The sequence below is a fragment of the Methylopila sp. Yamaguchi genome (assembly GCF_002897035.1).
Lineage (GTDB): Bacteria > Pseudomonadota > Alphaproteobacteria > Rhizobiales > Methylopilaceae > Methylopila.
This window is the reverse complement of the sequence record NZ_BAUX01000001.1, coordinates 270,675-295,549: the sequence shown is the minus strand read 5'-3', so window position 1 is coordinate 295,549 and position 24,875 is coordinate 270,675. Positions and strand designations below refer to the sequence as shown.

At 70.6% G+C, this 24,875-nt stretch carries 22 protein-coding genes; 14 read left to right on the top strand and 8 right to left on the bottom strand.

The features are described from left to right. The first annotated feature begins 118 nt into the window (after positions 1–118). Both METY_RS01365 and METY_RS01360 read left to right on the top strand, forming a co-directional pair. A complete protein-coding gene (locus tag METY_RS01365; protein WP_103119596.1) occupies positions 119–871 on the top strand; it encodes a DUF3750 domain-containing protein in 753 nt (250 codons plus the stop codon). A gap of 301 nt (positions 872–1,172) precedes the next feature. Further along, positions 1,173–2,411, top strand: a complete 1,239-nt coding sequence (locus METY_RS01360; RefSeq protein WP_103119595.1) for an MFS transporter — start codon at positions 1,173–1,175, stop codon at positions 2,409–2,411. Here METY_RS01360 and METY_RS01355 read toward each other — a convergent pair. Further along, complete coding sequence (locus tag METY_RS01355) at positions 2,390–3,832, bottom strand: UdgX family uracil-DNA binding protein (protein ID WP_103119594.1); 1,443 nt, start codon at positions 3,830–3,832, stop codon at positions 2,390–2,392. The two genes, METY_RS01360 and METY_RS01355, sit on opposite strands and share 22 nt — an antisense overlap. Continuing rightward, positions 3,829–5,073: a putative DNA modification/repair radical SAM protein gene (locus tag METY_RS01350; protein WP_103119593.1), complete on the bottom strand. Its 1,245-nt coding sequence runs from the start codon at positions 5,071–5,073 to the stop codon at positions 3,829–3,831. The genes METY_RS01355 and METY_RS01350 overlap by 4 nt, the downstream gene beginning before the upstream one ends. A 190-nt stretch (positions 5,074–5,263) precedes the next feature. Here METY_RS01350 and METY_RS01345 point away from each other — a divergent pair, with 190 nt between their 5' ends. From METY_RS01345 to METY_RS01315, 7 genes are all read left to right on the top strand, one after another. Further along, entirely contained in the window at positions 5,264–6,115 is an 852-nt protein-coding gene (locus METY_RS01345) for an ImuA family protein (protein ID WP_103119592.1), read from the top strand. After that, positions 6,036–7,589: a Y-family DNA polymerase gene (locus METY_RS01340; protein ID WP_103119591.1), complete on the top strand. Its 1,554-nt coding sequence runs from the start codon at positions 6,036–6,038 to the stop codon at positions 7,587–7,589. Before METY_RS01345 ends, METY_RS01340 begins: the two co-directional genes overlap by 80 nt. Further along, entirely contained in the window at positions 7,586–10,837 is a 3,252-nt protein-coding gene (locus METY_RS01335) for an error-prone DNA polymerase (RefSeq protein WP_103119590.1), read from the top strand. Before METY_RS01340 ends, METY_RS01335 begins: the two co-directional genes overlap by 4 nt. 85 nt (positions 10,838–10,922) lie before the next feature. After that, positions 10,923–11,114, top strand: a complete 192-nt coding sequence (locus METY_RS01330) for a YegP family protein (RefSeq protein WP_103119589.1) — start codon at positions 10,923–10,925, stop codon at positions 11,112–11,114. Between the two features lie 52 nt (positions 11,115–11,166). Further along, on the top strand, positions 11,167–12,321 hold the full coding sequence (locus tag METY_RS01325) for a DNA cytosine methyltransferase (protein WP_103119588.1): 1,155 nt from the start codon (positions 11,167–11,169) through the stop codon (positions 12,319–12,321). Beyond that, entirely contained in the window at positions 12,318–12,767 is a 450-nt protein-coding gene (locus METY_RS01320) for a very short patch repair endonuclease (RefSeq protein WP_244593468.1), read from the top strand. The genes METY_RS01325 and METY_RS01320 overlap by 4 nt, the downstream gene beginning before the upstream one ends. Before the next feature lie 81 nt (positions 12,768–12,848). Next, positions 12,849–14,108 (top strand): GGDEF domain-containing protein, encoded by a 1,260-nt coding sequence (locus tag METY_RS01315; protein ID WP_103119586.1) that lies wholly within the window; start codon positions 12,849–12,851, stop codon positions 14,106–14,108. A 15-nt stretch (positions 14,109–14,123) separates the two neighbouring features. Here the strand turns inward: METY_RS01315 and lepA are convergent, their stop codons facing one another. Beyond that, on the bottom strand, positions 14,124–15,929 hold the full coding sequence (lepA, locus tag METY_RS01310) for a translation elongation factor 4 (protein WP_103119757.1): 1,806 nt from the start codon (positions 15,927–15,929) through the stop codon (positions 14,124–14,126). A gap of 257 nt (positions 15,930–16,186) precedes the next feature. On the opposite strand from lepA, the gene METY_RS01305 reads away from it, so the two are divergent. The 3 genes from METY_RS01305 (at position 16,187) to METY_RS01295 (ending at position 17,784) form a co-directional block, all read left to right on the top strand. Continuing rightward, positions 16,187–16,576 carry a YybH family protein gene (locus METY_RS01305; protein WP_160147280.1) on the top strand — a complete coding sequence of 130 codons (390 nt, stop codon included), beginning with the start codon at positions 16,187–16,189 and terminating at the stop codon, positions 16,574–16,576. A gap of 75 nt (positions 16,577–16,651) precedes the next feature. After that, on the top strand, positions 16,652–16,942 hold the full coding sequence (locus METY_RS01300) for an ArsR/SmtB family transcription factor (protein WP_103119584.1): 291 nt from the start codon (positions 16,652–16,654) through the stop codon (positions 16,940–16,942). A gap of 92 nt (positions 16,943–17,034) precedes the next feature. Next, a complete protein-coding gene (locus METY_RS01295; RefSeq protein ID WP_103119583.1) occupies positions 17,035–17,784 on the top strand; it encodes a glucose 1-dehydrogenase in 750 nt (249 codons plus the stop codon). A 43-nt stretch (positions 17,785–17,827) separates the two neighbouring features. Here METY_RS01295 and METY_RS01290 read toward each other — a convergent pair whose 3' ends face one another. The 5 genes from METY_RS01290 to METY_RS01270 all read right to left on the bottom strand — a co-directional run bounded on the left by METY_RS01290 (position 17,828) and on the right by METY_RS01270 (position 22,736). Further along, positions 17,828–19,276 carry an acetamidase/formamidase family protein gene (locus METY_RS01290; RefSeq protein WP_103119582.1) on the bottom strand — a complete coding sequence of 483 codons (1,449 nt, stop codon included), beginning with the start codon at positions 19,274–19,276 and terminating at the stop codon, positions 17,828–17,830. Positions 19,277–19,353: 77 nt separating this feature from the next. Next, positions 19,354–19,746 carry an MAPEG family protein gene (locus METY_RS01285; protein WP_103119756.1) on the bottom strand — a complete coding sequence of 131 codons (393 nt, stop codon included), beginning with the start codon at positions 19,744–19,746 and terminating at the stop codon, positions 19,354–19,356. 137 nt (positions 19,747–19,883) lie between these two features. Next, positions 19,884–20,744: an SDR family oxidoreductase gene (locus METY_RS01280; protein ID WP_103119581.1), complete on the bottom strand. Its 861-nt coding sequence runs from the start codon at positions 20,742–20,744 to the stop codon at positions 19,884–19,886. After that, positions 20,741–21,874 carry a tRNA epoxyqueuosine(34) reductase QueG gene (gene queG / locus METY_RS01275; RefSeq protein ID WP_103119580.1) on the bottom strand — a complete coding sequence of 378 codons (1,134 nt, stop codon included), beginning with the start codon at positions 21,872–21,874 and terminating at the stop codon, positions 20,741–20,743. Before queG ends, METY_RS01280 begins: the two co-directional genes overlap by 4 nt. 169 nt (positions 21,875–22,043) lie before the next feature. Next, the gene (locus tag METY_RS01270) at positions 22,044–22,736 is read right to left on the bottom strand and encodes a glutathione S-transferase family protein (RefSeq protein ID WP_103119579.1); all 693 of its coding nucleotides are present in this window, start codon (positions 22,734–22,736) and stop codon (positions 22,044–22,046) included. A gap of 157 nt (positions 22,737–22,893) precedes the next feature. Here METY_RS01270 and METY_RS01265 point away from each other — a divergent pair, with 157 nt between their 5' ends. Beyond that, entirely contained in the window at positions 22,894–23,766 is an 873-nt protein-coding gene (locus METY_RS01265) for an undecaprenyl-diphosphate phosphatase (protein WP_103119578.1), read from the top strand. A 4-nt stretch (positions 23,767–23,770) separates the two neighbouring features. Then, positions 23,771–24,847, top strand: a complete 1,077-nt coding sequence (locus METY_RS01260) for an ATP-binding cassette domain-containing protein (protein WP_103119577.1) — start codon at positions 23,771–23,773, stop codon at positions 24,845–24,847. Positions 24,848–24,875 lie beyond the last annotated feature (28 nt).

Below are 24,875 nucleotides of genomic sequence, written 5' to 3'. Positions count from 1 at the left end.
GCGGTGTTATACGCCTCATCACGAAATCGAGCGCGTAGCTCCCGCTGCGCGTGTGGGTCGCCTATGTTCGCGTCGCGCCGGATCGGACGCAGCCTCACCTCTTCACGCCTTGGGTCGCATGATTCTCCGAATGTTCGGCGTGCTCGCCGGCAGCTTCGTTGTCCTGTTCCTGCTGCCGCTTGGTCTGTCCGCGCTGCTGTACGCGATGGGGAGCGGGCCGCGGGACTGGCAGACCGCGGACCGCTCCAGCGCGGGGCTCCTTCCGCCGGCGGCCCAGCAGCCCGAGGCGGTGGTGCGTGTGTTCGCCGCGCGCACCGTGCGCTGGCGGGGGATCTTTGCGTCCCACTGCTGGATCGTGGTGAAGCCGAAGGGCGCGGACGCCTACACGCGCTACGACTACACAGCCTGGGGCCAGCCGATCCGCGTCAACGGCTTCGTGGCCGACGGCCGTTGGTTCGGCCGCGCGCCGGAACTCGTCTTCGCCGCGGACGGCGCTCTGGCGGAACGGGCCATCCCTAAGATCCGCGAGGCGATCGCGGGTTATGGGTTCGCGGCGATCGGCGACTACCGCGCCTGGCCGGGGCCGAACTCGAACACCTTCGTGGCCGCCGTGATGGCGGCGGTGCCGGAGCTCGACGCTAAACTGCCGACGACCGCGCTGGGGAAGGATTTTCCCTATGACGGACGTTGGGTCGCCCTGACGCCCTCAAAGACGGGCCTGCGGTTCACGGCGGGCGGCTATGGCGGGGTGACGCTCGGCTGGATGGAAGGCTTGGAGATCAACATCCTCGGCGCGGTGTTCGGTCTCGAGTTCCGAAGCCCCGCGATCAACCTGCCAGGCCTTGGACGGTTCGGGTTCGCTCGCGCCTGACGGCCCGCACATGCCCGGCAAGCGCGATATTAATAGATGTGATCTATTGGACGATGCCCGCAGTCGTTGCGCTGCAGCAGTGTGGCCTGCCTTGAATGACCGTTGTTTGACAGTCAGGTGGCTGCACCTCCGCCCTGTGCGCTAGCGCATGACTGCCCTGCAATCCGCTGCGTTGCAGCATGGCGAGTACCCCGGTATACCGATCGTCGCGGCCGGCGTTCGCGCTGGCCCAGCCCTCCTTGGGCGTTTCCTCCCTAGACTTGGGCCGGCTTCGCCGGCCCTTTTTTTTCCGGAGGGCTTCATGTCCGTTTCCGACGCGGCGATCACGGCCGAACCCTACGCCGCCGACCGCGCTCCGAGCGCGCCCTATGGCGCCCGTTTCGCCCTCACGGCTCTTTCCGTCGGGGGTCTGGCGCTCGGCACCGGCGAGTTCGCCGCCATGGGCGTGCTGCCCGACGTCGCGACGGACATCGGAGTCTCGATCCCCGCCGCCGGCCATATGATCAGCGCCTACGCCTTGGGAGTCGTGGTGGGCGCGCCGCTGCTCGCCGTGCTGTTCGCCAAGGCCCCGCGGCGCGCGCTGCTGGTCTGGCTGATGCTGTTCTTTGCGCTTGGCAATCTCGCGAGCGCGTTTGCCCCGGGCTATCTCTCGCTCAATGCTGGACGGTTCGTCGCCGGTCTGCCGCACGGCGCCTACTTCGGCGTCGCTGCGCTCGTGGCGGCGTCGCTCGTCGCGCCCAACAAGCGCGCGCAGGCGGTCAGCAACGTCATGCTGGGTCTGAGCGCCGCCAATGTGGTGGGCGTGCCGGCCGCCACCTGGCTCGGGCAGGCCCTCGGCTGGCGCGCGACCTTCATGGCGGTCGCGGCGCTCGGCCTCCTAACGGCGGCGCTCGTGCGCGCCTTCCTGCCCGCGATCGCCGCTGCGGAGGGCGCGAGCGCCCGCCGCGAGCTCGGCGCCTTCGCGAAGCCCCAGGTCTGGTTCACGCTCGGCGTGGCGGCCGTCGGCTTCGGCGGCATGTTCGCGGTCTACAGTTACATCTCGCCCACGCTGACGGAGGTGACCGGTCTCCCCGCGCGCCTAGTGCCGGTCATGCTCGCCGTCCTTGGCCTCGGCATGATCGCCGGCAACATCGTCGGCGGCATGCTCGCCGACCGCGCGCTCAAGGCCACGATTCTCGGCACGCTGGTCTGGAGTGCGGTGGTGATCGGCGGCTTCGTCTACGGCTCCGCCACGCTGTGGACCGCCACGATCAACCTGTTCCTGATCGGGGCCTGCATTGCGATCGGGCCGGCGCTCCAGACGCGGTTGATGGACGTGGCGGCGGACGCGCAGACGCTCGCCGCGGCGCTCAACCATTCGGCCTTCAACCTCGCCAACGCGATCGGCGCCTGGCTCGGCGGCGTCGCGATCGCGGCCGGTCTCGGCTGGACGGCGCCGGGCTGGGTCGGCGCCGGGCTCGCGCTCGGCGGGCTGGCCCTCGCCGGGACGTCGTTCTGGTATGAGAAACGGGACTCCCGTCAGGCCGCTTCCGCGAGATAGTTCGCCGCGAGAGCGAGATCGTCGACGAAGCGTCGGTACTCCTCTTCCCTACGCGCTTCGTCCGGCAGGCGCAGCAGATAGGACGGATGCACCGTCACCAGCACGTCCGGCGCGCCGTCGCGGCGGGCGATGCGCCCACGGTGCTCGCCCACCTTCACCGGCTTTCCGAACGCCGCTCGGGCTGCGGTGGCGCCCATCGCCACCACGAGCTGAGGCTTCAGGAGGGTGAGTTCGCGCTCCAGCCAGGGACGGCAGGCGTTGATCTCGGTCGGACCTGGCGTCTTGTGCAGCCGGAATTTGCCGCGCGGTTCGAACTTGAAGTGCTTCACGGCATTGGTGACGTAGACCTTGTCGCGTTCGAGGCCGGCTTCCCGTGCGGCCTTGTCGAACAGCGCGCCCGCGGGGCCGACGAACGGACGGCCGGCGATGTCCTCCTTGTCGCCGGGCTGCTCGCCCACGACGACGACCGTCGCGGTGGGCGGCCCTTCGCCGAACACCGCCTGGGTCGCGGGCTCCCACAGCGGGCAGGCGCGGCACGCGTCGACCTCGTCATGCAGCGCCTGCAGCGAGGACGGTTCGCCGCGGTCGGGGGAGGCTTCGATTGGCGTCATGCGCTGGCCTTTCTTCGGCTCCGGCGCGGGGGCGGCGACCATGTCGGCCGTCGCCTTCGCCGCCGAAGCGATCAGGGGACGAATGAGCGAAGCCTCCGGAAGGTTGCGCCAGTACTTCCGCGGCATCTCCGCTCGCATGGCGTGGACCTTCAGCCGGGTGGGATTGAAGATGCTGGCGTAGTAGGTCCGCCAGGCGTCCTCCAAAACGTCGCTGTCCGGCGCGTCGGCGCGACGGCCGCCTTCGCCGAACGCGAGCGTGGCGCCGTCCCAATGCGCGGATCGCTCCGGCGTCAGGATCGACCAGCGCATGGCCGCGAACCGGCGCATGAAGAACGGCGCGGTCGCCTCGACGATGTGGTGCTCCGGCTCGAACCAGGCGACGAACCATGCGCCGTCATCGCGCGCGACTTCCCGGAAGCGAACGAAGGCGGTCATCTTGTGCTTGTCGCGCCGCACGGCCTTGGCGAGGCCGTGCGCGCGCACGACGTCGGGATCGGCGGCGTCCCCCAGGAGGGTGCGGTCGGCGGCGAGCCGCAGCAGCAGCCGGTAGCAGAGGTCGAAGCGGCCGGGATCGCTGTGCAGCAGCGCGACCTCGGCCAGATCGAGGAAGGCGCGCGGCACCGAGAGCGCGGAGGGGGCGAGCGGCGGCGCCTCCGTCGCGACAGGCGCCGCGAACAGGTCGCCGCCATCGCCGTTCACGGTCCAGACGACGTCGTGCGGGTGCACGCCTTCGGAGGCCAGCGCGCGGGCGGCCGCGCGCCAGCCTGCGACGTCCGAGGGCCCCGCGAGCGCGATCCGCCGCGGGCTCACAGCGCGAGCGCCATCTGCCGCGGCTGGGGAACGAAGCGTTCGATCAGGCGCTCGCTTTCGAGCGTCGTGATCGAGGGGGTGTGGTCCGCAAGCTTGAGGAAGGGCAGGGCCTTGGCGAGCGGCGCGCGCATGCGGCGGAGATCCTCGACCCTCAGCATCCGGAAGCGGCGGGCCGACAGTATCCGGTCGACCACCGTCTTGCCGAGGCCGGGCGTGCGCAGCAGCTGTTCGCGGGAGGCGCGGGCGACGTCGAGCGGGAACTGCTCGCGGTGACGCAGGGCCCAGGCGAGCTTCGGATCGATCGAGAGGTCCAGCATGCCGCCGCCTTCGGTGATCTCGGCGACGTTGAAACCGTAAAACCGCATCAGCCAGTCGGCCTGATAGAGCCGGTGCTCGCGCACCAGCGGCGGCGCGGCCAGCGGCAGGGCGGCGCTTGCGTCCGGGATCGGGCTGAAGGCGGAGAAATAGACCCGCTTCAGCCGGTAGGAGCCATAGAGGTTCGCGGAGGTCGTCAGAATGGCCCGGTCGTCGGAGGCGTCGGCGCCGACAATCATCTGGGTGCTCTGGCCGGCGGGCGCGAAGCGCGGGGGGCGGGCGCGGCCGGCGGCGGTCGGCTCCTTCGCCTCCTCGATCCGACCGCGCAGATCGGCCATGGTGCGGCGGACGGCGCGCAAATCCTTCTCGGGCGCGAGGCGCTTCAGGCTGGTCTCATTGGGCAGCTCGACGTTGATCGACAGCCGGTCGGCGTAGAGGCCGGCTTCCGCGATCAGCTCGGGCGCGGCGTCCGGAATGGTCTTGAGGTGGATGTAGCCCTTGAAGCCGTGGTCGAGGCGAAGGCTTTTCGCCACCCGCATCACCTGCTCCATCGTGTAGTCCGCGTTGCGGATGACGCCGGAGGAGAGGAACAGCCCTTCGATGTAATTGCGCCGGTAGAAGTCGAGCGTGAGCGTCACCGCCTCCTCGACCGTGAACCGGGCGCGCGGCGTGTTGCTGGTGGCGCGGTTGACGCAATAGAGGCAATCGAACGCGCAGGCGTTGGTCAGCAGGATCTTGAGCAGCGAGATGCAGCGGCCGTCGGGGGCGTAGGAGTGGCATATGCCGGCCCCCTCGGTGGAGCCGAGTCCGCGCGCCGGGCCGCCCTTCGACCCCGCCGAAGTGCGCTTGTCCGTGCCGCTCGAGGCGCAGGACGCGTCGTATTTCGCGGCGTCGGCGAGGATGGCGAGCTTGGCGGTGATGTCCACGGAGTTCTTTCTCTGTTCCCAGCTTGATGCCGACCATATGTTCGATATTTGTTCCGATCAAGAGGTGCTCCGGTGAGTCTCCCGACAGTGGGGGACAGGAGGCTCCCGCGGTCTCGTGTGCGGCGTCTTGACTCAGTTTTGAGGCGCTCTCTATAAGAGAACAGAACAAGAACTTTTGCGGATTTCAACGATGACCACGCGCGCTGCGGCGGAGACGCTCGACGCGCTCAGGACGGTTGTGGCCCGCATCGAGGCCGACGCGTCGGGGGCTCTCGGCGCGGAGGAGCGGATCGTCCTCGGCGTGCCCGAGATGGACGCGGCGCTCGGCGGCGGGCTCCGGCGCGGAGCCCTGCACGCAGTGTCGGGCGCGTCCGCGGCGGGGGCCGTGGCGGCTACGGGTTTTGCGGTCGCGCTCGCCGTCAAGGCGGGACGGCGGGGGAGGACGGCGGTATGGATCCGACAGGACATGTCCGGGCGCGAGACCGGGGAGCCCTGGCCGATGGGGCTGGCGGAGCTCGGCTTCGATCCCGACCGGCTGGTGGTGGTGCGCGCGCCGGACGAGGCGGCGACGCTGCGCGCGGCGGAAGCCGCGCTCGCCTGCCCGGCTCTCGCGGTCACGCTGATCGAGCCCTTCGGTCGTCTGGCGGCGTTCGACCGCGTCGCGGTGCGGCGGCTGGCGCTCGCCGCCGGCCGCTCCGGCGTGCCGGCGATCGTGGTGCGGGCGGGAGCCCCCTCGCTCGCCGCGCCCGTGGGATTCTCGGCGGCGGAGACGCGCTGGCGGGTCGCCCCCGCAGCCTCGCCTCCTGGAGAGGAGGACTGGGGACGACCGCGCTTTCACGTCGAACTGGTGCGCAACCGTCGCGGCGGCCTCGGGCGGTGGACGCTTGGGTGGGACGGCCATGAGCGTAGCTTCGCCGTTGCCGCACGGAACGCCGGAAGCCTCAATCCCGGCGCGGAGGATCATGGCGGTCGCCTTGCCGAACCTGCCCGTCGAACGGGTGCGGCGGCGGGAGCGGGCGGCGGGCTCCGACGCGCCGGATGACCGCCCGCTCGTCATCGTCGAGCGCCAGGGCGCGACGCTCCGCATCGTGGCCGTCGACGCCGCGGCGGAGGCCGCGGGCGCGAGGCCCGGACTGCCGCTGACGGAGGCGCGCGCGATCCGTCCGGACCTGCGCGTGGTCCCGGCCGACGCCGCGGCCGATCACGCCCTGCTCACGGCGGTGGCCGACTGGTGCGACCGCTACACCCCGCTCGTCGCGCTCGATCCGCCCTATGGCCTGCTGCTCGACGTCGCGGGCTGCGCGCATTTCTTCGGCGGCGAGGCGGCGATGGCGCAGGATGTGGCTGAGGCGCTCGCGCGCCAGGGCCTCACCGCCCGCGTCACGGTCGCGGGCGGGGCCGGCGTCGCCCGGGCGCTGGCCTGGTTCACGGCCGGGGGCGTGGCGACGCCGGAGGAGGAACGCGCGCGCCTTTCGGCGCTGCCGGTCGCGGCCCTGGGGCCCGCCGAGGCGGTCCGCGTCGGCCTCGCCCGCGCCGGCCTGACGACGCTCGGCCAACTCGCGGCCCGCGGCCGGGGCGAACTCGCCGCGCGGTTCGGCTCCGGTCTCGTGGCGGCCCTCGACCAGGCGCTCGGCAGGGTCGATCCGCCGATTTCGCCACGGCGCCCCGCGCCGGCGCGGATGATCGAGCGCCGGTTTCCCGACCCCGTTCTCACCCAGGATGCGGTCGTCGCGGCGTGCCGGGCGCTTGCGGGCGCGCTCGCCGGCAGGCTCGAGGCCGCGGGCGAGGGCGTGACCCGCGTCGAGGCCGCCTTCTTCCGCGCCGACGGCAAGGTCTCGCGGATCTCGGTCGCGACCGGCCGGCCGACGCGGGATCCGGAGATGCTGCTGCGGCTCCTCAGGGAGCGGCTCGACGCGCTGGCGGATCCGATCGATCCCGGCTTCGGCTTCGATCTCGTCCGGCTGTCGGCGCTCGCTGTCGAGCCGCTCGCCCCCGAGGCCGTCAGCCTCGATCCGGGCGCGGCGGAGGAAGGAGCGGTCGCGGAGCTGGTCGACCGGCTCGCCGCGCGCCATGGCCGCCGCCGCGTGCTGCGCTTCCTGGCCGGCGACGTTCATCGTCCGGAGGGCGAAGTGCGGGCGCGCCCGGCCCAGGCCATGTCGGCCGGGGGCGGGCGATCGGCTGCGCGTGCGGCGAACTGGCCCGCTCCGTCCCTCGCGGAGCCGCCGCGCCGCCCCTTGCGGCTGTTCGCCGATCCAGAGCCGATCGAGGTTCTGGCCGAGGTGCCGGACGGGCCGCCGATCCGTTTCCTGTGGCGGCGGGTGGCGCATGCGGTCGCCCGCGCGGAGGGGCCGGAGCGGATCGCGCTCGAATGGTGGCGGCGGGACCCGGGCGCGCTGACGCGCGACTACTTTCGGGTGGAGGACGCGGAAGGCGCCCGGTTCTGGCTCTACCGCGACGGGCTTTACGTCCGTGAGGCGGAGCATCCGCGCTGGTTCCTGCACGGCCTGTTCGGATGACCGCCTTCGCCGAACTCGCCGCCATGACGGCTTTCTCCTTCCTCCGCGCCGGCTCGCGGCCGGAGGAGTACGTCGCGGCCGCGGCGTTCTATGGGCTCGAGGCCATCGGGATCGCGGACGTGAACTCCGTCGCGGGCGTCGTCCGCGCCTATGCGACGCTCGGCAACAAGGACTTGCCGCAACCAACGCCGAAGCTGGTGGTGGGCGCGCGTCTGGTATTCGAGGACGATGCGCCCGACGTCGTCGTCCATCCGCGCGACCGCGCCGCCTGGGGGCGGCTCTGCCGTCTGCTCAGCCTCGGCAAGGGGCGCGCCCCGAAGGGCGAGTGCCGCCTGTTCTTCGAGGACCTGCTGGCGTGGCGCGAGGGATTGCTCGCCATCGTCATGCCGTCGCGGGCGCCCGGCCGCGAGACGGAGCGCGCGCTCGCGGCGCTGAAGGAGACGGGCCGCGACGCGACCTGGCTCGGCGCCGCCATGCCGCGGCGCGGCGACGACGCCCGCAGGCTTGCCCGGCTGAAGCGCCTGGCGTCCCGCGTCGGCGTCCCGCTTCTCGCCACCAACGAGCCGCTCTGCCACACGCCCGACCGGCGCCCGCTCCTCGACGTCGTCACCTGCATCCGCGAGGGCGTGACGCTCGACGGCGCGGGCCGCAGGCTGGAGGCGAACGCCGAGCGGCACCTGAAGCCGGGAGTCGAAATGGCCCGGCTGTTCCGGGACGCGCCGGAAGCGGTGACGGAGACGCTGCGGTTCACGGAGCAGGTCGTCTTCAGTCTCGCGGACCTGAAGTACAATTACCCGCACGAGCCGGTGCCCGCCGGCAAGACGCCGCACGGCCATTTGCGCGACCTCGTGCGCGAGGGCCTCGAGCGGTTCTATCCCCGGGGGACGCCTCCGGAGGTGGCGAAGCTGGTCGCCAAGGAGCTGGCGTTCATCAAGCGCGAGAACTACGCGCATTACTTCCTGACCGTGCATGACGTCGTGGCCTACGCGCGGGCGCAGGGCATTCTCTGCCAGGGGCGCGGGTCGGCGGCGAACTCCGCGGTCTGCTACGTGCTCGGGATCACCGCGGTCGATCCGGCCGAGTCCAACGTCCTGTTCGAACGGTTTTTATCCAAGGAGCGCTCGGAGCCGCCGGACATCGACGTCGACTTCGAGCATGAGCGGCGCGAGGAGGTCATTCAGCACATCTACGCGCGCTACGGCCGTGAGCGCGCGTCGCTGGTCGCCACGGTCATCCACTACAAGCCGCGCAGCGCCGTGCGCGAGGTCGGCAAGGTCTTCGGGATGGGCGAGGACCTGACCGCCGCGCTCGCCAACACGGTCTGGGGGAGCTGGGGCGAGGGGCTGACGGAGGCGCAGGTCCGCCAAGCGGGCCTCGACCCGTCGAACCCCTATCTTTTGCCGGCGCTGAAGCTCGCGAGCGAGCTTGTCGGATTTCCGCGCCATCTGTCTCAGCACGTGGGCGGCTTCGTGCTGACCGACGATCGGCTCGACGAATGCGTGCCCGTGGGGCCGGCCGCGATGCCGGACCGCAGCTTCATCGAATGGGACAAGGACGACATCGACGCCGTCCGGATGATGAAGGTCGACGTGCTCGCGCTCGGGATGCTGACCTGCATCCGCAAGGCCTTCGACCTCATCCGCGTCCACGAACGTCAAGAGCTCGAGCTCGCGACCATCGAGCCGGACCAGAAGGACGTTTACGCCATGCTGTCGCGCGGGGACTCGCTCGGCGTGTTCCAGGTCGAGAGCCGCGCGCAGATGAACATGCTGCCGCGGTTGAAGCCGAAGGAGTTCTACGACCTCGTCATCCAGGTCGCGATCGTGCGGCCGGGGCCGATCCAGGGCGACATGGTCCATCCCTATCTCAAGCGCCGCCGGAATCCGGAGCTGGTCGTGTACCCCGAGCCCGGACCGCCGCACGACCCGGACGAACTGAGGAACGTGCTGGGGAAGACGCTCGGGGTGCCGCTGTTCCAGGAGCAGGCCATGCGCATCGCCATGGTGGCGGCCAAGTTTTCCGGCGAGGAGGCCAACGGCCTGCGCCGGGCCATGGCGACCTTCCGCAACCTCGGCGATATCGGCGTGTTCCGGGACAAGATGGTCGGGAACATGATCGCGCGCGGCTACGATCCGGAGTTCGCGGCGAACTGCTTCAAGCAGATCGAGGGCTTCGGCTCCTACGGCTTTCCCGAGAGCCACGCCGCGAGCTTCGCCAAGCTGGTCTACATCTCCTCCTATCTGAAATGCCGGCATCCCGCGGCTTTCGCCTGCGCGCTGCTCAACTCCCAGCCCATGGGGTTCTACGCCCCGGCCGAGATCGTGCGGGACGCCCGCGAGCACGGCGTCGAGACCCGTGGGGCGGACGTCGCGGTCAGCCAATGGGACAACACGCTGGAGAAGCGGCCGGACGACGCGCTGCGCCTGCGCATCGGCTTTCGGCAGATCGACGGGTTTCGGAAGGACTGGGCGGAGGCGCTGGTCGCGGCGCGCGGGGGCGGCTTCGCCTCGATCGACGATCTGAAGCGGCGGGCGCGGTTGCCGAAGGCCGCTTTGGTCAAGCTCGCCGACGCCGACGCCTTTCGCTCGATGAGGCTCGACCGGCGCGCGGCCCTCTGGGAGGTGCGGCGGTTGCCGGACGACGTCGCGCTGCCCCTGTTCGAGGCGGCGGACGCGGCGGACCTCGGCGCCGAGGAAGGGAGCGAGGCGCTTCCCGAAATGGGGCTGTCGGAGCATGTGGTCGCGGACTACCAGACGACCCGGCTCTCCCTCAAAGGCCATCCCATGCAGTTCCTGCGCGACCTGTTCGCGCGGGAGGGCGCGGTCTCCTGCACGGACGTCAGGAACGCCCGGGACGGGCGGCGGCTGACGACGGCCGGCGTCGTGCTCGTCCGTCAGAAGCCAGGGAGCGCCAAGGGCGTCGTGTTCATGACCATCGCCGACGAGACGGGGGTTGCGAACGCCGTGGTCTGGCCGGCCGTACTCCTCCGCTTTCGCCGCGAGGTGATGGCCGCCCGGCTGATCCAGATCGAGGGACGCGTCCAGCGCAGCCCCGAAGGGATCGTCCATCTGGTGGCGGAGCGTCTCGTCGACCGCACCCACGAGCTTTCCCGCCTGTCGAGTCGGCGGCTTGAGCCGCCGCTGGCGCGGGCCGACGAGGTGCGCCGTCCGCAGCCCGACCGCCCGCAGCAGCCGCGCGCGCACCCGCGCGACGTGCGCATTCTGCCGAAATCGCGCGATTTCCACTGATGCGCGCGGCTTCCCGCTTGGCGGCCGCGCAAGCTTGGTCATAGCCTGCGAGTCGGGGCGTTGAGACCAATCCCGGGAGGCGCAAATGGCCGCAAAGTTCGAGATCTACAAAGACAAGAAGGGTGAATTCCGGTTCCGCTTCGTCGCGTCGAACGGCGAGCCGATGTTCGGCTCCGAGGGCTACACCACCAAGGCCTCGGCCAAGAGCGCGATCGAATCCATCAAGAAGAACGCGCCGCAGGCCGACGTGGTGGACACCACCACGGAGGTCGCCTGACCCCGGCTGAACGCGACGGCGTCGCACGGGCCGGGCGACAGGGGGCCGCCGCGTGAGCGAACTCACCTTTTATGAGTTCTTCGCAGGCGGCGGCATGGCCCGGGTCGGCCTCGGGTCCGGCTGGCGCTGCCTGTTCGCGAACGATCTCAGCCCCAAGAAGGCCGCCGCCTACCGCGCGAACTTCGGCGGGGACCACCTGCACGTGGGCGACGTCCACGCCGTGACGCCCGCAATGCTCCCCGGGCGGGCGGATCTCGCCTGGGGCTCCTTTCCCTGCCAGGACCTGTCGCTCGCCGGCGCCAAGGCCGGCCTCGCCGGCGCGCGCTCCGGCGCGTTCTGGGGTTTCTGGAGCGCGATCCTCGGGCTCAAGGCGGAAGGCCGCGCGCCGAAGACCCTGGTGCTCGAGAACGTCTGCGGGGCGCTGACCTCGCGTGGCGGGCGCGACTTCGCGTCTATCGGCGCCGCGCTGAGCGACGCCGGCTACCAGTTCGGCGCGCTGGTGGTGGACGCCGCTCTGTTCCTCCCGCAGTCGCGCCCGCGCCTCTTCATCGTGGCGATCGCCGAAGACGTCGATCTGCCGGCCTCGGCCGTCGATCCGGTCCCCGGCGCGCCGTCCGCTTTCCGCCCGAAGGCGCTGCACACCGCCCACGCCGCGCTTGGTCCCGAAGCGCAGAAGGCCTGGATCTGGTGGCGCCTGCAGGCGCCGCGCGTCAATGCGCGCGCGCTCGAGGACATCGTCGAGGACGAGCCCGCCGGAGTGCGATGGCGCGAGCCGCACGAAACCGAGGCCCTGCTCGCGCTGATGGCGCCGCTCCACCGCGCCCGCATCGAAAGCCTCAAGGCCTCCGGGCTCCGCCGGGTCGGCGCGGTTTACCGCCGCATGCGGCTCGACGCGTCGGGGGCGAAGGTGCAGCGCGCGGAGGCGCGGTTCGACGGCGTCGCCGGCTGTCTGCGCACGCCCGCCGGGGGCTCCAGCCGGCAGACGCTGCTGGTGGTCGAGAACGGCGTCGTGCGCTCGCGGCTGATGTCGGCGCGCGAGGCCGCCCGCCTCATGGGGCTCGACGACGCCTACGCGCTGCCCTCGAACTACAACGACGCCTACCGGCTTGCGGGCGACGGCGTCGCCGTGCCGGTGGTGCGGTTCCTCGCCCACGAACTGCTGGAGCCGCTGCTCGGCCGCGGGGTGGCCGCGCGGCGCACCGCGTGAACCGGAACCCCGCGCCTCCGCAGACCCCCGAAGCCCGCTCCGCCGTCATGCGGGCGGTGAAAGGCCGGAACACCAAGCCCGAAATGCTGGTGCGCCGCGCCGCCCACGCTCTGGGCTATCGCTTTCGCCTGCACCGCAAGGACCTCCCGGGCAGCCCGGATCTCGTCTTTCCCGCGCGCCGGAAGGTCATCTTCGTGCACGGCTGCTTCTGGCACGGCCACGATTGCGCGCGCGGAAGCCGCATGCCGAAGACCAACGCGGAGTATTGGCGCGCGAAGATCGACCGCAACCGCGCCCGTGACGTCCGCGCGCTGGACGATCTCGCCGCCCAAGGTTGGGGATTCCTCGTTCTGTGGGAATGCGAACTTAGGGACGCCGGCGCGATCGATCGCGCCTTGCGGGACTTTCTGGACCAAGGGGCGGGCTGCGGTTCGTCGACGTGTTGAACGTTCCCCGAAACGCTCGATAAGGAATTGCGGCGCTAGGGTGCAGAGCGCGTTCGTGTGTGCGTTCGCTTGCGAGGTCCTATGGCTTCTTTGATTCAGTCGAACGGCGCGCCGCAGGCCCCGCCGCCGCCCCTCGCCGGGGACGAGGCGGCGCGGCTTGCGACGCTTGCCCGCTACGACATCCTCGATACGCCGCGCGAGGAAGCGTTCGATCGCCTCACGCGTCTGGCGAAGGGGATATTCCGCACCTGCGCGGCCTCCATCACTTTGGTCGACGGCCATAGGCAGTGGTTCAAGTCGCGGATCGGGTTCGACGCGCAGGAGACGCCGCGCGGGCCGGCGCTTTGCCACGCCACAGTGCTGCAAGGACAGCCGCTGGTGGTGCACGATGCGGCGAACGATCCGAGGTTCGCGGATAACCCCTTGGTCACCGGCGAGCCTCACCTGCGCTTCTACGCCGGAGCGCCGCTGCGCACCCACGACGGACATGTCTTGGGCGCGCTTTGCATATGGGACACAAAGCCCCAAGCGTTTGATGAGGAACAGATCAGGATCCTTGACGATCTCGCGAAGGTCGTCATCGACGAGATGGAGCTCAGGCTTCTCGCAAACGCCGACGCCCTGACCGGCGCCTTGTCACGGCGCGCCTTTCGCGACGAGGCGGAACGCGCGCTGCACCTCGCGGCGCGGCACAGCCACGATCTCTCCCTCGTCGCGATCGATCTCGATCACTTCAAGACGATCAACGACCGCTTTGGCCACGCCAGCGGTGACTTGGTGCTGCAGCGCTCGGTCGCGGCCTGCCTCGGCCAGCTCCGCACCTCGGACTTTATCGGCCGCCTCGGCGGCGAGGAGTTCGCGGTGGCGCTGCCGTACGCCGGTCCGCGCGCGGCGCTCGAGGTGGCGGAGCGGCTGCGCGAGGCGATCGGCTCCGAGACCTACGCCTTCGGCGCCGCCGCCGTGCGGATGACCGCCAGCTTCGGCGTCGCCTCCCGCCTGTCGGGCACCCTCGACGTCGACGCGCTGCTGAGCGAGGCCGACGCGGCGCTCTATATGGCGAAGAGGCAGGGGCGCGACCGATGCGTCGCGGCGCGGCCGGTCGAGCCGCCGGCGGAGGCGCGCCGCCGCGTGTTCAAGGGCGGGCGCATCCTGTTCAACCGAGGCGCGTCGACCATCGACTGCACCGTGCGCACTCTTTCGGACCGGGGCGCCGGCGTCGACGTATCGAGCGTCGCCGGCCTGCCGGATCGCTTCGATCTCGCCATCGGCGCCGACGAGGTGACCCACGCCTGCCGGGTGGTCCGCCTCACCGATCGTCACGTCGAGGTGGAGTTCGCCTGAGACCGGAACAGACGCTCACTCGTCCATCTTCAGCGCGGCGATGAAGGCCTCCTGCGGGATCTCGACGCGGCCGAACTGGCGGAGCTTCTTCTTGCCGGCCTTCTGCTTGTCGAGCAGCTTGCGCTTGCGGCTGGCGTCGCCGCCGTAGCACTTGGCGGTCACGTCCTTGCGGAGCGCCCGGATGGTCTCGCGGGCGATGATCTTGCCGCCGATTGCGGCCTGCACCGGGATGACGAACAGGTGCGGCGGGATCAGCTCCTTCAGCTTCTCGCACATCACGCGGCCGCGCGCCTCGGCGCGGGTGCGGTGCACCAGCATGGAGAGCGCGTCCACCGGCTCGGCGTTGACCAGGATCGACATCTTCACGAGGTCGCCCACGCGGTAGTCGGTGATGTTGTAGTCGAACGAGGCGTAGCCCTTCGAGATCGACTTCAGCCGGTCGTAGAAGTCGAAGACGACTTCGTTCAGCGGCAGGTCGTAGACCACCATGGCGCGCTTGCCGACGTAGGACAGGTCGATCTGCAGGCCGCGCCGGTCCTGGCAGAGCTTCAGCACGGCGCCGAGGTAGTCGTCGGGCGTGAGGATCGTCGCGCGGATCCAGGGCTCGGCGATCTCCTCGATCTTCATCACGTCGGGCAGGTCGGCCGGATTGTGCAGCTCGATCTCGGAGCCGTCCGTCAGCCGAATCTTGTAGACGACCGAGGGCGCCGTCGCGATCAGGTCGAGGTTGAACTCGCGCTCCAGCCGCTCCTGGATGATCTCGAGGTGCAGCAGGCCGAGGAAGCCGCAGCGGAAGCCGAAGCCCAGGGCGGCCGACGACTCCATCTCGAACGAGAAGCTGGCGTCGTTGAGGCGCAGCTTGCCCATGGCGGCGCGAAGATCGTCGAAGTCGGCGGCGTCGACGGGAAACAGGCCGCAGAAGACCACGGGCTGCGCCGGCTTGAAGCCCGGCAGCATGTCCTTGGTCTGGCGCTTGTCCTCGGTGATGGTGTCGCCGACGCGGGTGTCGGCCACTTCCTTGATCGAGCCGGTGAGGAAGCCGATCTCGCCCACGCCGAGTTCGGCCACGTCCGTCATCTTCGGCGTGAAGACGCCGACCTTGTCGACGTCGTAGACCGCGCCCGTGCCCATCAGGCGGATCTTCATGCCCTTTCTGAGGGCTCCGTCCACGATGCGCACCAGCACCACGACGCCGAGGTAGGTGTCGTACCAGCTGTCGACCAGCATGGCCTTCAGCGGCGCCGCGCGGTCGCCCTTCGGCGGCGGCAAACGCTTGACGATCGCCTCCAGCACGAGATCGATCCCGAGGCCGGATTTCGCCGAGATCGGCACAGCGTCGGAGGCGTCGAGGCCGATGACCTCCTCGATCTGCTCCTTCACGCGCTCGGGCTCGGCGGCGGGCAAGTCGATCTTGTTCAGGACCGGCACGATCTCGTGGCCGTTGTCGAGCGCCTGGTAGACGTTGGCGAGCGTCTGCGCCTCGACGCCTTGGCTGGCGTCGACGACCAGCAGCGACCCCTCGCAGGCCGCGAGGCTGCGCGAGACCTCGTATGCGAAGTCCACGTGGCCCGGCGTGTCCATCAGGTTGAGGATGTAGGTCTGGCCGTCCTGCGCGGGGTAGGTGAGGCGCACGGTCTGCGCCTTGATGGTGATGCCGCGCTCCTTCTCGATATCCATCGAGTCGAGCACCTGCTCCGTCATCTCGCGCGCCTGCAAGCCGCCCGTCGTCTGGATCAGGCGGTCGGCGAGGGTGGACTTCCCGTGGTCGATGTGAGCGACGATCGAGAAGTTGCGGATGTTGGTCTGGGGTTCGGCGGCCATGCGCGGCGGATAGCAGGCGCGGCGCCCCACGGCAAGGGAATGAGGGGGCTGCCGGGGGTTCGCCGAGGCCAGCAGGGGACGTCCCGCGGGCCGAGGTTCGCCGGAGCGGCCGACGCCGCCGCTTCGCACGCAGGCATGACGCAATCTTAGGCTGTGTGCTCCGGGCGTCCTGTCGTAGCGTGCCGGCGGTCTTGATGCGCCGCATCGGTCCCTCTCCTTCCACGCGCGCCGCGCATCTCCTCGCAGACGAGAGAATCATGTCCCCCATGTCGAACTCCGAGTTGGAAATCCGTTCCGCCATCGAGGTCTGGCTCGGCGCCGTCCGGGCGAACGACGCCGCGAAGATCGCGGAGGTCCATGCGGAGGACGGCCGCATCCTGGTGGCGGGCGCGCCGGTGATCTCGGGCCGGGCGGCGATCGCCGAGTTTTGGGGCGGCCTGCTCGCCGCCACCAACGACACCGTGATCTTCGGCCCGACGACGATCGACGTGGACCCGGCGGAGGCCATGGCCTTCGAGGTCGGAACCTACTCCTTCAAGACCGGCGGCGAGGGCGGCGAGACCGACAACTCCGGGAAGTACCTCGTGGTCTGGAAGAAGATCGCCGGCGAGTGGAAGGTCTGCGTCGACTCGCTCGTGGCCGACTGAGCGTTTTCGCCAAGGGCGCGGCCGCCATGCCGCGGCGTCTCGACACTTTCGTTCGGGACGCACTACCTAACCGTCATGACAAAGAGCGACGACACTCTGCCGGACCGCCAGTTCGAGCGCATCGCGCGCGCGCTGGCGGAGCCGCGGCGGGTGCAGATCCTGAAGGAGATCGGCGGCAACGCCGAGCCCACCCCTTGCGCGGCCCTGCACGAAGCGCAGGGCATCAGCGCGGCGACCCTGTCGCATCACATGAAGGAGCTCGAGACCGCCGGTCTCGTCGAGATCCATCGGGAAGGCCGGTGCGCCAGCCTGACCCTGAATCGCGAGGTGCTCGCCGCCTATCTCTCGCGTCTGGCCGCAATCTGAGGGCCCATAAAAAATCCCCGGTTGGGCCCCTTGCGGGCCGATAGTTCGACATTCATCTAACTATCGAAACAACTCGCTGCAGGGGAAATCCAATGAGCGAACTCAAGGGCAAGACCGCGATCGTGACCGGCGCCTCGAAGGGCATCGGCGCGGGCATAGCGCGGGCGTACGGCGCCGCGGGCGCCGCCGTGGTCGTGAACTACGCCTCCGACAAAGCGGGCGCCGACCGTGTCGTGGCGGACATTCAGGCGGCCGGCGGCCGGGCGGTCGCGGTGCAGGGCGACGTCTCGAAAGAGGCGGACGTGCTGCGTCTGTTCGACGAGACGGAGGCGGCGTTCGGACGGCCGAACGTGCTGGTGAACAACGCCGGCGTCTACCAGTTCGGCGCGATCGAGGACCTTACGGTCGAGCATTACCGCCGCCAGTTCGACATCAACGTGCTCGGCTCGTTGCTCGGGATCCGTGAGGCGGCCAAGCGCTTCGGTCCGGAGGGCGGCGCGATCGTCAACGTCTCTTCGGTCGCGAGCCGCGGCGTGTATCCGACGGTCTCGGTCTACAGCGCGACCAAGGCAGCGGTGGATCATTTCACCCGGATCCTGGCCGCGGAACTCGGCCCGAAGAAGATCCGCGTCAACGCCGTCAATCCGGGCGGCGTCGAGACCGAAGGCACCCATGCGGCCGGCGTCATCGGCAGCGAGTTCGAGCAGCAGATGATCGCCTCGACCCCGCTTGGCCGTCTCGGCCAGCCGGACGACATCGCCAAGGTCGCGGTTTTCCTGGCCTCCGACGCCTCGGGCTGGGTGACGGGCGAGACGCTCGCGGCCTCCGGCGGCCAGCGCTGAGCAACTAAGGGCGCGGCGTCGGACGCCGCGCCCGCGGTCGGCGTCACGCGCGGCCGGCGAAGATGTCCTTCTTGACCACCGCGTGGACCCCCCAGTTGCCGTCCACCACCTGGGTGACGCCGAAGTCCACGCCGATCGACATCAGCGAGACCGCCTCGTCCTCGGTCAGCTTCTGCGTGGTCATCAGGAAGTGGCGCATCTTGCGGAAGGCGTCGCGCATCGCGAGGTCGACCGAGGACTTGCCGTAAATCGCGGACTGCGCCTCCGGCCCCAGCTCCTTCAGGTAGTTTGCGAATGAGAAGCCGTGGACGAGCCACTCATCCTTCGTCTCCAGCATGGGGTAGTTCAGCTTCTCCAGCGGCGTGCCGCCGAGGTCGGCCTTCTTGTGCAGGATCAGCTGGAACACGCCGGTGAGCGAGCACTCGATGGCGGTGCCGCAGAGCTCGCTGTCGCCCTGGCTCGCATGCGGATCGCCGACCGAGAGCAGACCGCCCTCGACCGCGACGGGGTAGTACATCGTCGCGCCCTTGCCGATGCGCCAGTTGTCGATATTTCCGCCGACGTAGTTCGGCGGGATCGTGTCGACGAAGTCCGCCTCCGCCGGGGCCAGGCCGAGCGTGCCGAAGTGCGAACGGATCGGCACCCGCACCCCTTTCAGAACGTCGAAGTTGCGCTGGGTCTTAGAGTGATCCACCGGCACGCCGGGATAGTCGATCGTCATGTGCTCGACGCCGAACGGATCGGTCTGCGGAACCCACTTGAAGTTGTAGACGGCCTGCGCCCAGCTCTTTGCGCCGCCCGCGTCCACTTCGTAGATCGTCACCACCTCACGCTTCGCGCCGTCGAGCATGTCGTTGTAGTGGTAGCCCCACCAGGCGGCGGCGTTGGAGCCGAAGGCCTTGCCCTTGAACTTCGGGTTGGCGCAGGGGCGCGGCGCGCAGTCGAGGATGCGCACTTCGAGCACGTCGCCCGGCTCCGCCCCGCGGACGTAGACCGGCCCGGTCATGACGTGCACGCCCTGGCCCTCGCCGGAGCCCTTCTTGTAGAGCTTGGGATCGGTGGTCCCGGCGCCGCGCCGGTCGACGCCCTTCTTCTCCTTGGTCCAGAGGAACACGCTCTCGGCGCCCTCGTCGCCCTCGACCATCCGCTCGCGGTCGTCGCAGGCGTGGTGCGTCAGCGTCTCGATGGTGACGATGTCGCCGCTCTCGACCTCGACCCGCGGCTTCAGCGATTTCGAGAAGTAGCCCCAATGCACGGTGTCGGCGTTCGCCGGCAGGTAATGGTGCTTGCGCTCGCCGGGAGCGCGGGCCGCGGTCGCCTGCGCCAAAGCCGGCGTCACCAGAGAGGCGCCCGCGGCGCCCAACGTGGCGAGGCCGCCGGCGGCCACGAAGCCGCTCTTCAGGAAGCCGCGGCGCTCATGATCAAGATCCTCGCGGAAGGCGCGGTAATGCAGCTCGAATTGTGGGCAGGTCGCGTCGTCGCCGCGGCACATGGCATGCGTTCTCCCGTCTTTCAGGCCGGGCGAGGGCCCGGCGCGAGAACGGCACGCAAGCGCGGCGCCAGTCGGGGTCAGCGCAGAAGCAGGGCGACGGCGGCGACGGCGAGCACGCCGAAGGTGGCGAGGATGCCGCCGCCGCGGCAGACGAACTGGGTCGGCGCGTTCTTCGGCGCGAACATCCCGATTGGATGGAGCAGCCGCGCGACCAGCAGCGCGATCAGCAGCCCGCGCACGAGTCCCGTGGAGCCGCCGCCCGCTTCGTAGAGCCCGATTAGCAGCAGCGCGAAAGGCACGTACTCCGCGAAGTTGCCATGGGCGCGAATGCGTTTGGCGAGGCCTTCATGGCCTCCGTCGCCGTGCAGCGCGTCGTCGCCCACCCGGCCCGCGACCACCCAGGCGGACAGGCCGACGAACAGGAGCGCGAGCAGGGCGCCGTAGAAGGCGGTGAGGGCGGGGAACGCCAGCGGGGTCATAAGAGCGTCTCCGGGCTCTGCGGTTCGTAGCGGCGGACGCGGACCAGCGGTCCTCGGTCCCGTGTCCTCCCAACCGACGCCTCAGGCGCAACGTTCCCCGCTGCCGGCGGAACGTCGCGCTCTTGCGCTCATTCCGCCAGCGACGCGATCCCCTCGCGATAGGTGGGATAGGCCAGCCGCACGCCGAACTCCTCCTTGAGCACGCGGTTCGCGACGCGCTTGTTGGAGGAGTAGAAGCTCCGCGCCATCTCGGAGATCGCGGCGGTCTCAAACGGCGTCTCCGGCGGCGGCTCCACGCCGATCAGGCGCGCCGCGTAGGTCACCACGTCCTGCGGGGCGGCCGGCTCATCGTCGGTGACGTTGACGATCGGCCCGGCGCCGGGGTGCGCGACGCCGGCGGCGAGGGCCGCTGCGATGTCGTCTACGTGGATGCGGTTGAACACTTGGCCGGGCTTCACCAAGCGTTTGGCCGTCCCGGCGCGCAGGTTGTCGATCTGGCTGCGGCCGGGGCCGTAGATGCCCGCGAGCCGGAAGATCTGCACGGGGATGCCGCGCTCCCGCCCGAAGGCCAGCCACTCGCGCTCCGCCACGATGCGCCGGGCGCCGCGCTCGCTGTCGGCCTCGGGCTCGGTGGTCTCGTCGACCCAGCCGCCGCCGGCGTCGGCGTAGACGCCGATGGTGGAGAGGTAACCGACCCATGCCAGCCCAGCCGCCGCGGACAAGGCCGCGCCGGCGCCGCGCAAGGTGGGGTCGCCGTGCGCGTCCGGCGGCGCCGAGACCAGCACGTGGGTCGCGGCTCGCGCCGCCTCGGCGAGGGCAGGCGTCAGTTCCGAGCCGTCGAACACATGGGCGGCGAGCCCGTCGGCGGCCAGCCGCGCCGCGGTTTCATCCGAGCGCGAGGTCACGTCCACGCGGTCGAACGCGGACCCGTGCAGGGCGACGAAGCGGCGGGCGGTGTAGCCGCAGCCGAATACGACGAGCCGTCTCAAGCCGCCTCCTGGTCAAGCGCTGCGCGCCACTCGGCGCGCACCTCCTCGTCGGTTTCGGTCGCAAGCCGCCGCGCGGCAAGGGGCGCGAGCGTCGCAGGCGGGACGAGCCGCGCGATCGCCCAGGCGCCCGCGCCCCGCACGATCGCGGAGGGGTCATCGAGCAACGGACCGAGCGCCTCGGCGAGGCTAGCGTCGCCGGAATTGCCGATCGCGATCGCGACGTTGCGGACGAAGCGGTCGCGGCCGATGCGCTTCACGGCGGACTTCGCGAACAGCGCCCGGAAGCCGGCGTCGTCGAGGGCTGCGAGCCGGCTGAGCTCCGGCGCGCGCAGGGCGTCGCGGGCGGCGAGCCGCATCTCGCGACCGGCCTCGGCGAACTTGTTCCAGGGACAGGCGGCCAGGCAGTCGTCGCAGCCGTAGATGCGGTTGCCGAGCTTCGGCCGAAGCTCGTGGGGGATGGGGCCGGCGTGCTCGATCGTGAGGTAGGAGACGCAGCGCCGCGCGTCGAGTTGGTAGGGCGCGGGGAAGGCCTCGGTCGGGCAGGCGTCGAGGCAGGCCCGGCAGGAGCCGCAGCGGTCGGTCTCGGCGTCGTCCGGCGGCAGCTCGGCGGTGGTGAAGATCGCGCCGAGGAACAGCCAGGAGCCGTAGCCGCGCGAGACGAGATTGGTGTGCTTGCCCTGCCAGCCGAGGCCCGCCGCAGCCGCGAGCGGCTTCTCCATGACGGGGGCGGTGTCCACGAACACCTTGGCCGCGTGGCCGGCGGAGGCCAGAGCCCCGGCGACCTGCTTCAGCCGGCCCTTGATCAGGTCGTGATAGTCGTCGCCCTGGGCGTAGACCGAGATCGCGGCGCGGTCGGGATGTTCGAGGGCGCGGCGGGGGTCCGCGTCCGGCCCGTAGTTCAGCCCAAGCAGCACGACGGAGCGCGCCTCCGGCCAGAGCGCGCGCGGGTCCGCCCGCCACTGCGCCCGATCTTCCAGCCACGCCATGCTCCCGTGCCGGCCGAGCGCCAGCGCCTCGAGCAGCCGCGCGCCGGCGGCGAGCACGGCGTCCGGCGTCGTCACGCCGAAGGCCTCGAAGCCGTAGGAGGCGGCGCGCGCGCGGAGCTCGTCCTTGAGGGCGGCGGGGGTCATCCGCGCAGGTCCTGACGCGGTCCGAGGGTCACGGGTGCCGTCATCCCTCGGCTTGACCGCGGGATCTTGGCCTGATCGGCGATGGCAAGGCAGTTGAGACCTGGATGCCCCGGACAAGCTGGGGCATGCCGCGTCTTCTCCCCATAAGCAGGGAGGCGCAGACGCGAGGTCAGAAATCCAGGTTGGCGTAGGTCAGCGAGGGCTGCATGCCGGGCATTCCGTCCGCGAGCAGCGGGCGGAAGGAGGGGCGCGACTTCACCCGCGCGTACCAGCTCTTCGCGGTCTCGTCCTCGTCCCACGGCACGTCGCCCAGAAAATCCACCACCGACAGATGCGCGGCCGCCGCAAGGTCGGCGTAGCTCAGCCGGTCGCCCGCGAGCCAGTTCCGCTGCCGGATGAGATAGCCGACATATTTCAGATGATAGCGGATGTTCGAGCGCGCCGCGCGGATCGCGGCCATTTCCGGCGCGCCGCCCCCGAGGTTGGTCGGCATGAAGCGCTTGTAGACCTTCTCCATCACGAGATGGGACGACACCTCGTCGAAGAACTTCTGGTTGAACCAGGAGGTGAGCCGCCGGCTCTCGACGCGGTCGCGCGGGGCCTCCGGCAGCAGGCGGCGGTCGCCAAGGGCGAGGCCGCGGGTTTCGTCGAGGTACTCCGCGATCACGTCGGCGCCGGGCACGGAGGGGATCGAGGCCTCCACCAGCACCGGGGTCGTGCCCGCCGGATTCAAGTGCAGGAAGGGCTCCCGCCGCTCCCACACCTTCTCCTCCACGAGGTCGGCGTCGAGGCCGTACTCGCCCATGACGAGACGCACGAAACGCGAATGGGGGCAGAGGGGATGGTGGTAGAGGATCGCCATGGACCGGGAGGACGCTTGCGCTTTGAACTGTGGCCGGCCTGCCGCGGCCCTGCCGGAACGCCGGTCGTTCGATGGCGCGGCGCGGGGACCCCGTATAGAACCGGCGTCGTCGTGGGACAACAGCGAATCGCCGCTGAGCCGAGGGGTTTCCAACGTCATGGACATCGCAAGCCTGCTTGAAGCGGCGCTTCTCGGCGTCGTCGAGGGACTGACGGAGTTCCTGCCCGTGTCTTCCACCGGGCACCTCCTGCTGCTCGGTCACTTCCTGGGCTTCGAGTCGACGGGGAAGACCTTCGAGGTGCTGATCCAGCTCGGCGCCATCCTCGCGATCCTGCTGGTCTACGCGCAGCGGCTGATCGACGTCGCCCGGCGCATCCCGACCGACCCCTCCGCGCGGCGCTTCGTCCTCGGCGTGCTGATCGCCTTCCTGCCGGCGGCGGTCATCGGCGCGGCGCTGCACGGCTTCATCAAGAACGTGCTGTTCGAGACCCCGGCGCTGGTCTGCGTCGCGCTGATCGTCGGCGGCCTCGTGCTGCTCTGGGTCGACGCCCGCACGCCGACCCAGCACTACGAGGTGCGAGGCGTCGATGGGCCGGCTCACGCGTGGGTGGACGGTCCGCGGGACGGCGCCCGCTTCGACGACGCGATGCGCTTCCCGCTCTGGCTCTGCCTCGCGGTCGGCCTGTGCCAGTGCCTGGCGCTGATCCCCGGCGTGTCGCGCTCGGGCTCCACGATCGTCGGCGCGCTGCTGATGGGCGCGAGCAAACGGGCGGCGGCGGAGTTCTCCTTCTTCCTCTCCATGCCCACCATGGCGGGAGCCTTCGCCTACGACCTCTACAAGAACCGCAACGTGCTCTCGCTCGACGACATCGGGCTGGTCGCGGTCGGCTTCGTTTGCGCCTTCCTCGTGGCGCTGGTGGTGGTTCGCTACGTGCTGGACTTCATCTCGAAGCGCGGCTACGCGCCCTTCGCCTGGTGGCGGCTGATCGTGGGCTCGGCCGGCCTCGCCGGCGTCCTGGTCTACGGCTGAGGCGATGCCCGCGCTCACGCTCGCCGACGTCGTCAAAATCTATGCCGGGGACGCGGTGCTGAAGGGCGCGTCCTTCGCCGTTCCGGCCGGCGCGCTGTGCGCGGTCACCGGCCCGGCCGGCGCCGGGGCCTCGACGCTGCTGCGCTTGATCGCGGGTGTCGAACGGCCGACGAGCGGCGAGATCGCAATCGGCGAGACGCCGCTGCGTTCGTTCGGAACCGCCGCGCCCGGCCTCGCGGCCATGGTCGCGCCCGACCGGCTGAGGCCGCGCGCGAACCTCTACGCAAACGTCGTCCGCGGGCTGCCGCGGTTCGGCGCCGAGGGCCGCGCCACGGAGACGCGCGCGCTGGCGCTCGCGGATGCGCTCGGTCTTGGCCCACTGCTCGCCCGCCGCGCCCGCGACGTCTCGACGTCGGCCCGCGCCCTCGCGGCGCTGGCGCAGGCGCTCGCGCGCCGGCCGGGCGCGATCGTGGTCGACGGCGTCTTCGCGGCGCTCGGCTTTGAGGACCGCGCTCGCGCGGTCAGAACTCTCCGCTCCCATCTGGCGGAGACCGGCGCCGTCGCGGTGGTCGCCGCCCGGCCTGGCGATGACCTTCTGCGCACAGCGGACCTGCAGGTCGCGCTCGATACGGGCGAGGTTCTGCAGGTCGGGGCGCCGGACGAGCTGTACCGTCGCCCGGCGAACGTCCGTGTGGCGCGGCTCACCGGACCTGCGGGGATGAACGTGCTGCCCGTGCGCGCCAACCAGACGGGGCTCTCGCTTGAGGATGGGACCTGGCTCGGGGCGGCGAGCGTGATGACGGCCAAGACCCACGGCCTGCTGGGCGTCCGGCCGGAGCGGCTGTTTCCGATCGGCGAGGGCCTGCCGCCCGAAAACGGCGCGCGTCTGCCGGTCGACGTGACCGCCGTGTCGCGGCTCGGCGGGGAAACCTGGATCGAAGGTCTCGTGGGCGGCGTCCCCGTCGCCGCGCGCTTCGGCGCGGCCGCCCCGGACGATCTCGCCCCGGGAGCGCGTCTGATACTCGGCGCGGAGCGGCGCGACCTCCACATGTTCGACGCGGTCACGGAAGACCGCGTCTGAGCGGCGCTTGAGGCGAATCGGACCGGCG

What these genes read in the sequence shown, in the direction of transcription:
- METY_RS01315 (WP_103119586.1), top strand. Translation starts at nt 12,849, where the DNA reads ATGGCTTCTTTGATTCAGTCGAACGGCGCGCCGCAGGCCCCGCCGCCG.
- METY_RS01295 (WP_103119583.1), top strand. Translation starts at nt 17,035, where the DNA reads ATGAGCGAACTCAAGGGCAAGACCGCGATCGTGACCGGCGCCTCGAAG.
- METY_RS01365 (WP_103119596.1), top strand. Translation starts at nt 119, where the DNA reads ATGATTCTCCGAATGTTCGGCGTGCTCGCCGGCAGCTTCGTTGTCCTG.
- lepA (WP_103119757.1), bottom strand. Translation starts at nt 15,929, where the DNA reads ATGGCCGCCGAACCCCAGACCAACATCCGCAACTTCTCGATCGTCGCT.
- METY_RS01340 (WP_103119591.1), top strand. Translation starts at nt 6,036, where the DNA reads ATGGCGGTCGCCTTGCCGAACCTGCCCGTCGAACGGGTGCGGCGGCGG.
- METY_RS01300 (WP_103119584.1), top strand. Translation starts at nt 16,652, where the DNA reads ATGACAAAGAGCGACGACACTCTGCCGGACCGCCAGTTCGAGCGCATC.
- METY_RS01265 (WP_103119578.1), top strand. Translation starts at nt 22,894, where the DNA reads ATGGACATCGCAAGCCTGCTTGAAGCGGCGCTTCTCGGCGTCGTCGAG.
- METY_RS01305 (WP_160147280.1), top strand. Translation starts at nt 16,187, where the DNA reads ATGTCCCCCATGTCGAACTCCGAGTTGGAAATCCGTTCCGCCATCGAG.
- METY_RS01260 (WP_103119577.1), top strand. Translation starts at nt 23,771, where the DNA reads ATGCCCGCGCTCACGCTCGCCGACGTCGTCAAAATCTATGCCGGGGAC.
- METY_RS01360 (WP_103119595.1), top strand. Translation starts at nt 1,173, where the DNA reads ATGTCCGTTTCCGACGCGGCGATCACGGCCGAACCCTACGCCGCCGAC.
- queG (WP_103119580.1), bottom strand. Translation starts at nt 21,874, where the DNA reads ATGACCCCCGCCGCCCTCAAGGACGAGCTCCGCGCGCGCGCCGCCTCC.
- METY_RS01335 (WP_103119590.1), top strand. Translation starts at nt 7,586, where the DNA reads ATGACCGCCTTCGCCGAACTCGCCGCCATGACGGCTTTCTCCTTCCTC.
- METY_RS01330 (WP_103119589.1), top strand. Translation starts at nt 10,923, where the DNA reads ATGGCCGCAAAGTTCGAGATCTACAAAGACAAGAAGGGTGAATTCCGG.
- METY_RS01345 (WP_103119592.1), top strand. Translation starts at nt 5,264, where the DNA reads ATGACCACGCGCGCTGCGGCGGAGACGCTCGACGCGCTCAGGACGGTT.
- METY_RS01290 (WP_103119582.1), bottom strand. Translation starts at nt 19,276, where the DNA reads ATGTGCCGCGGCGACGACGCGACCTGCCCACAATTCGAGCTGCATTAC.
- METY_RS01270 (WP_103119579.1), bottom strand. Translation starts at nt 22,736, where the DNA reads ATGGCGATCCTCTACCACCATCCCCTCTGCCCCCATTCGCGTTTCGTG.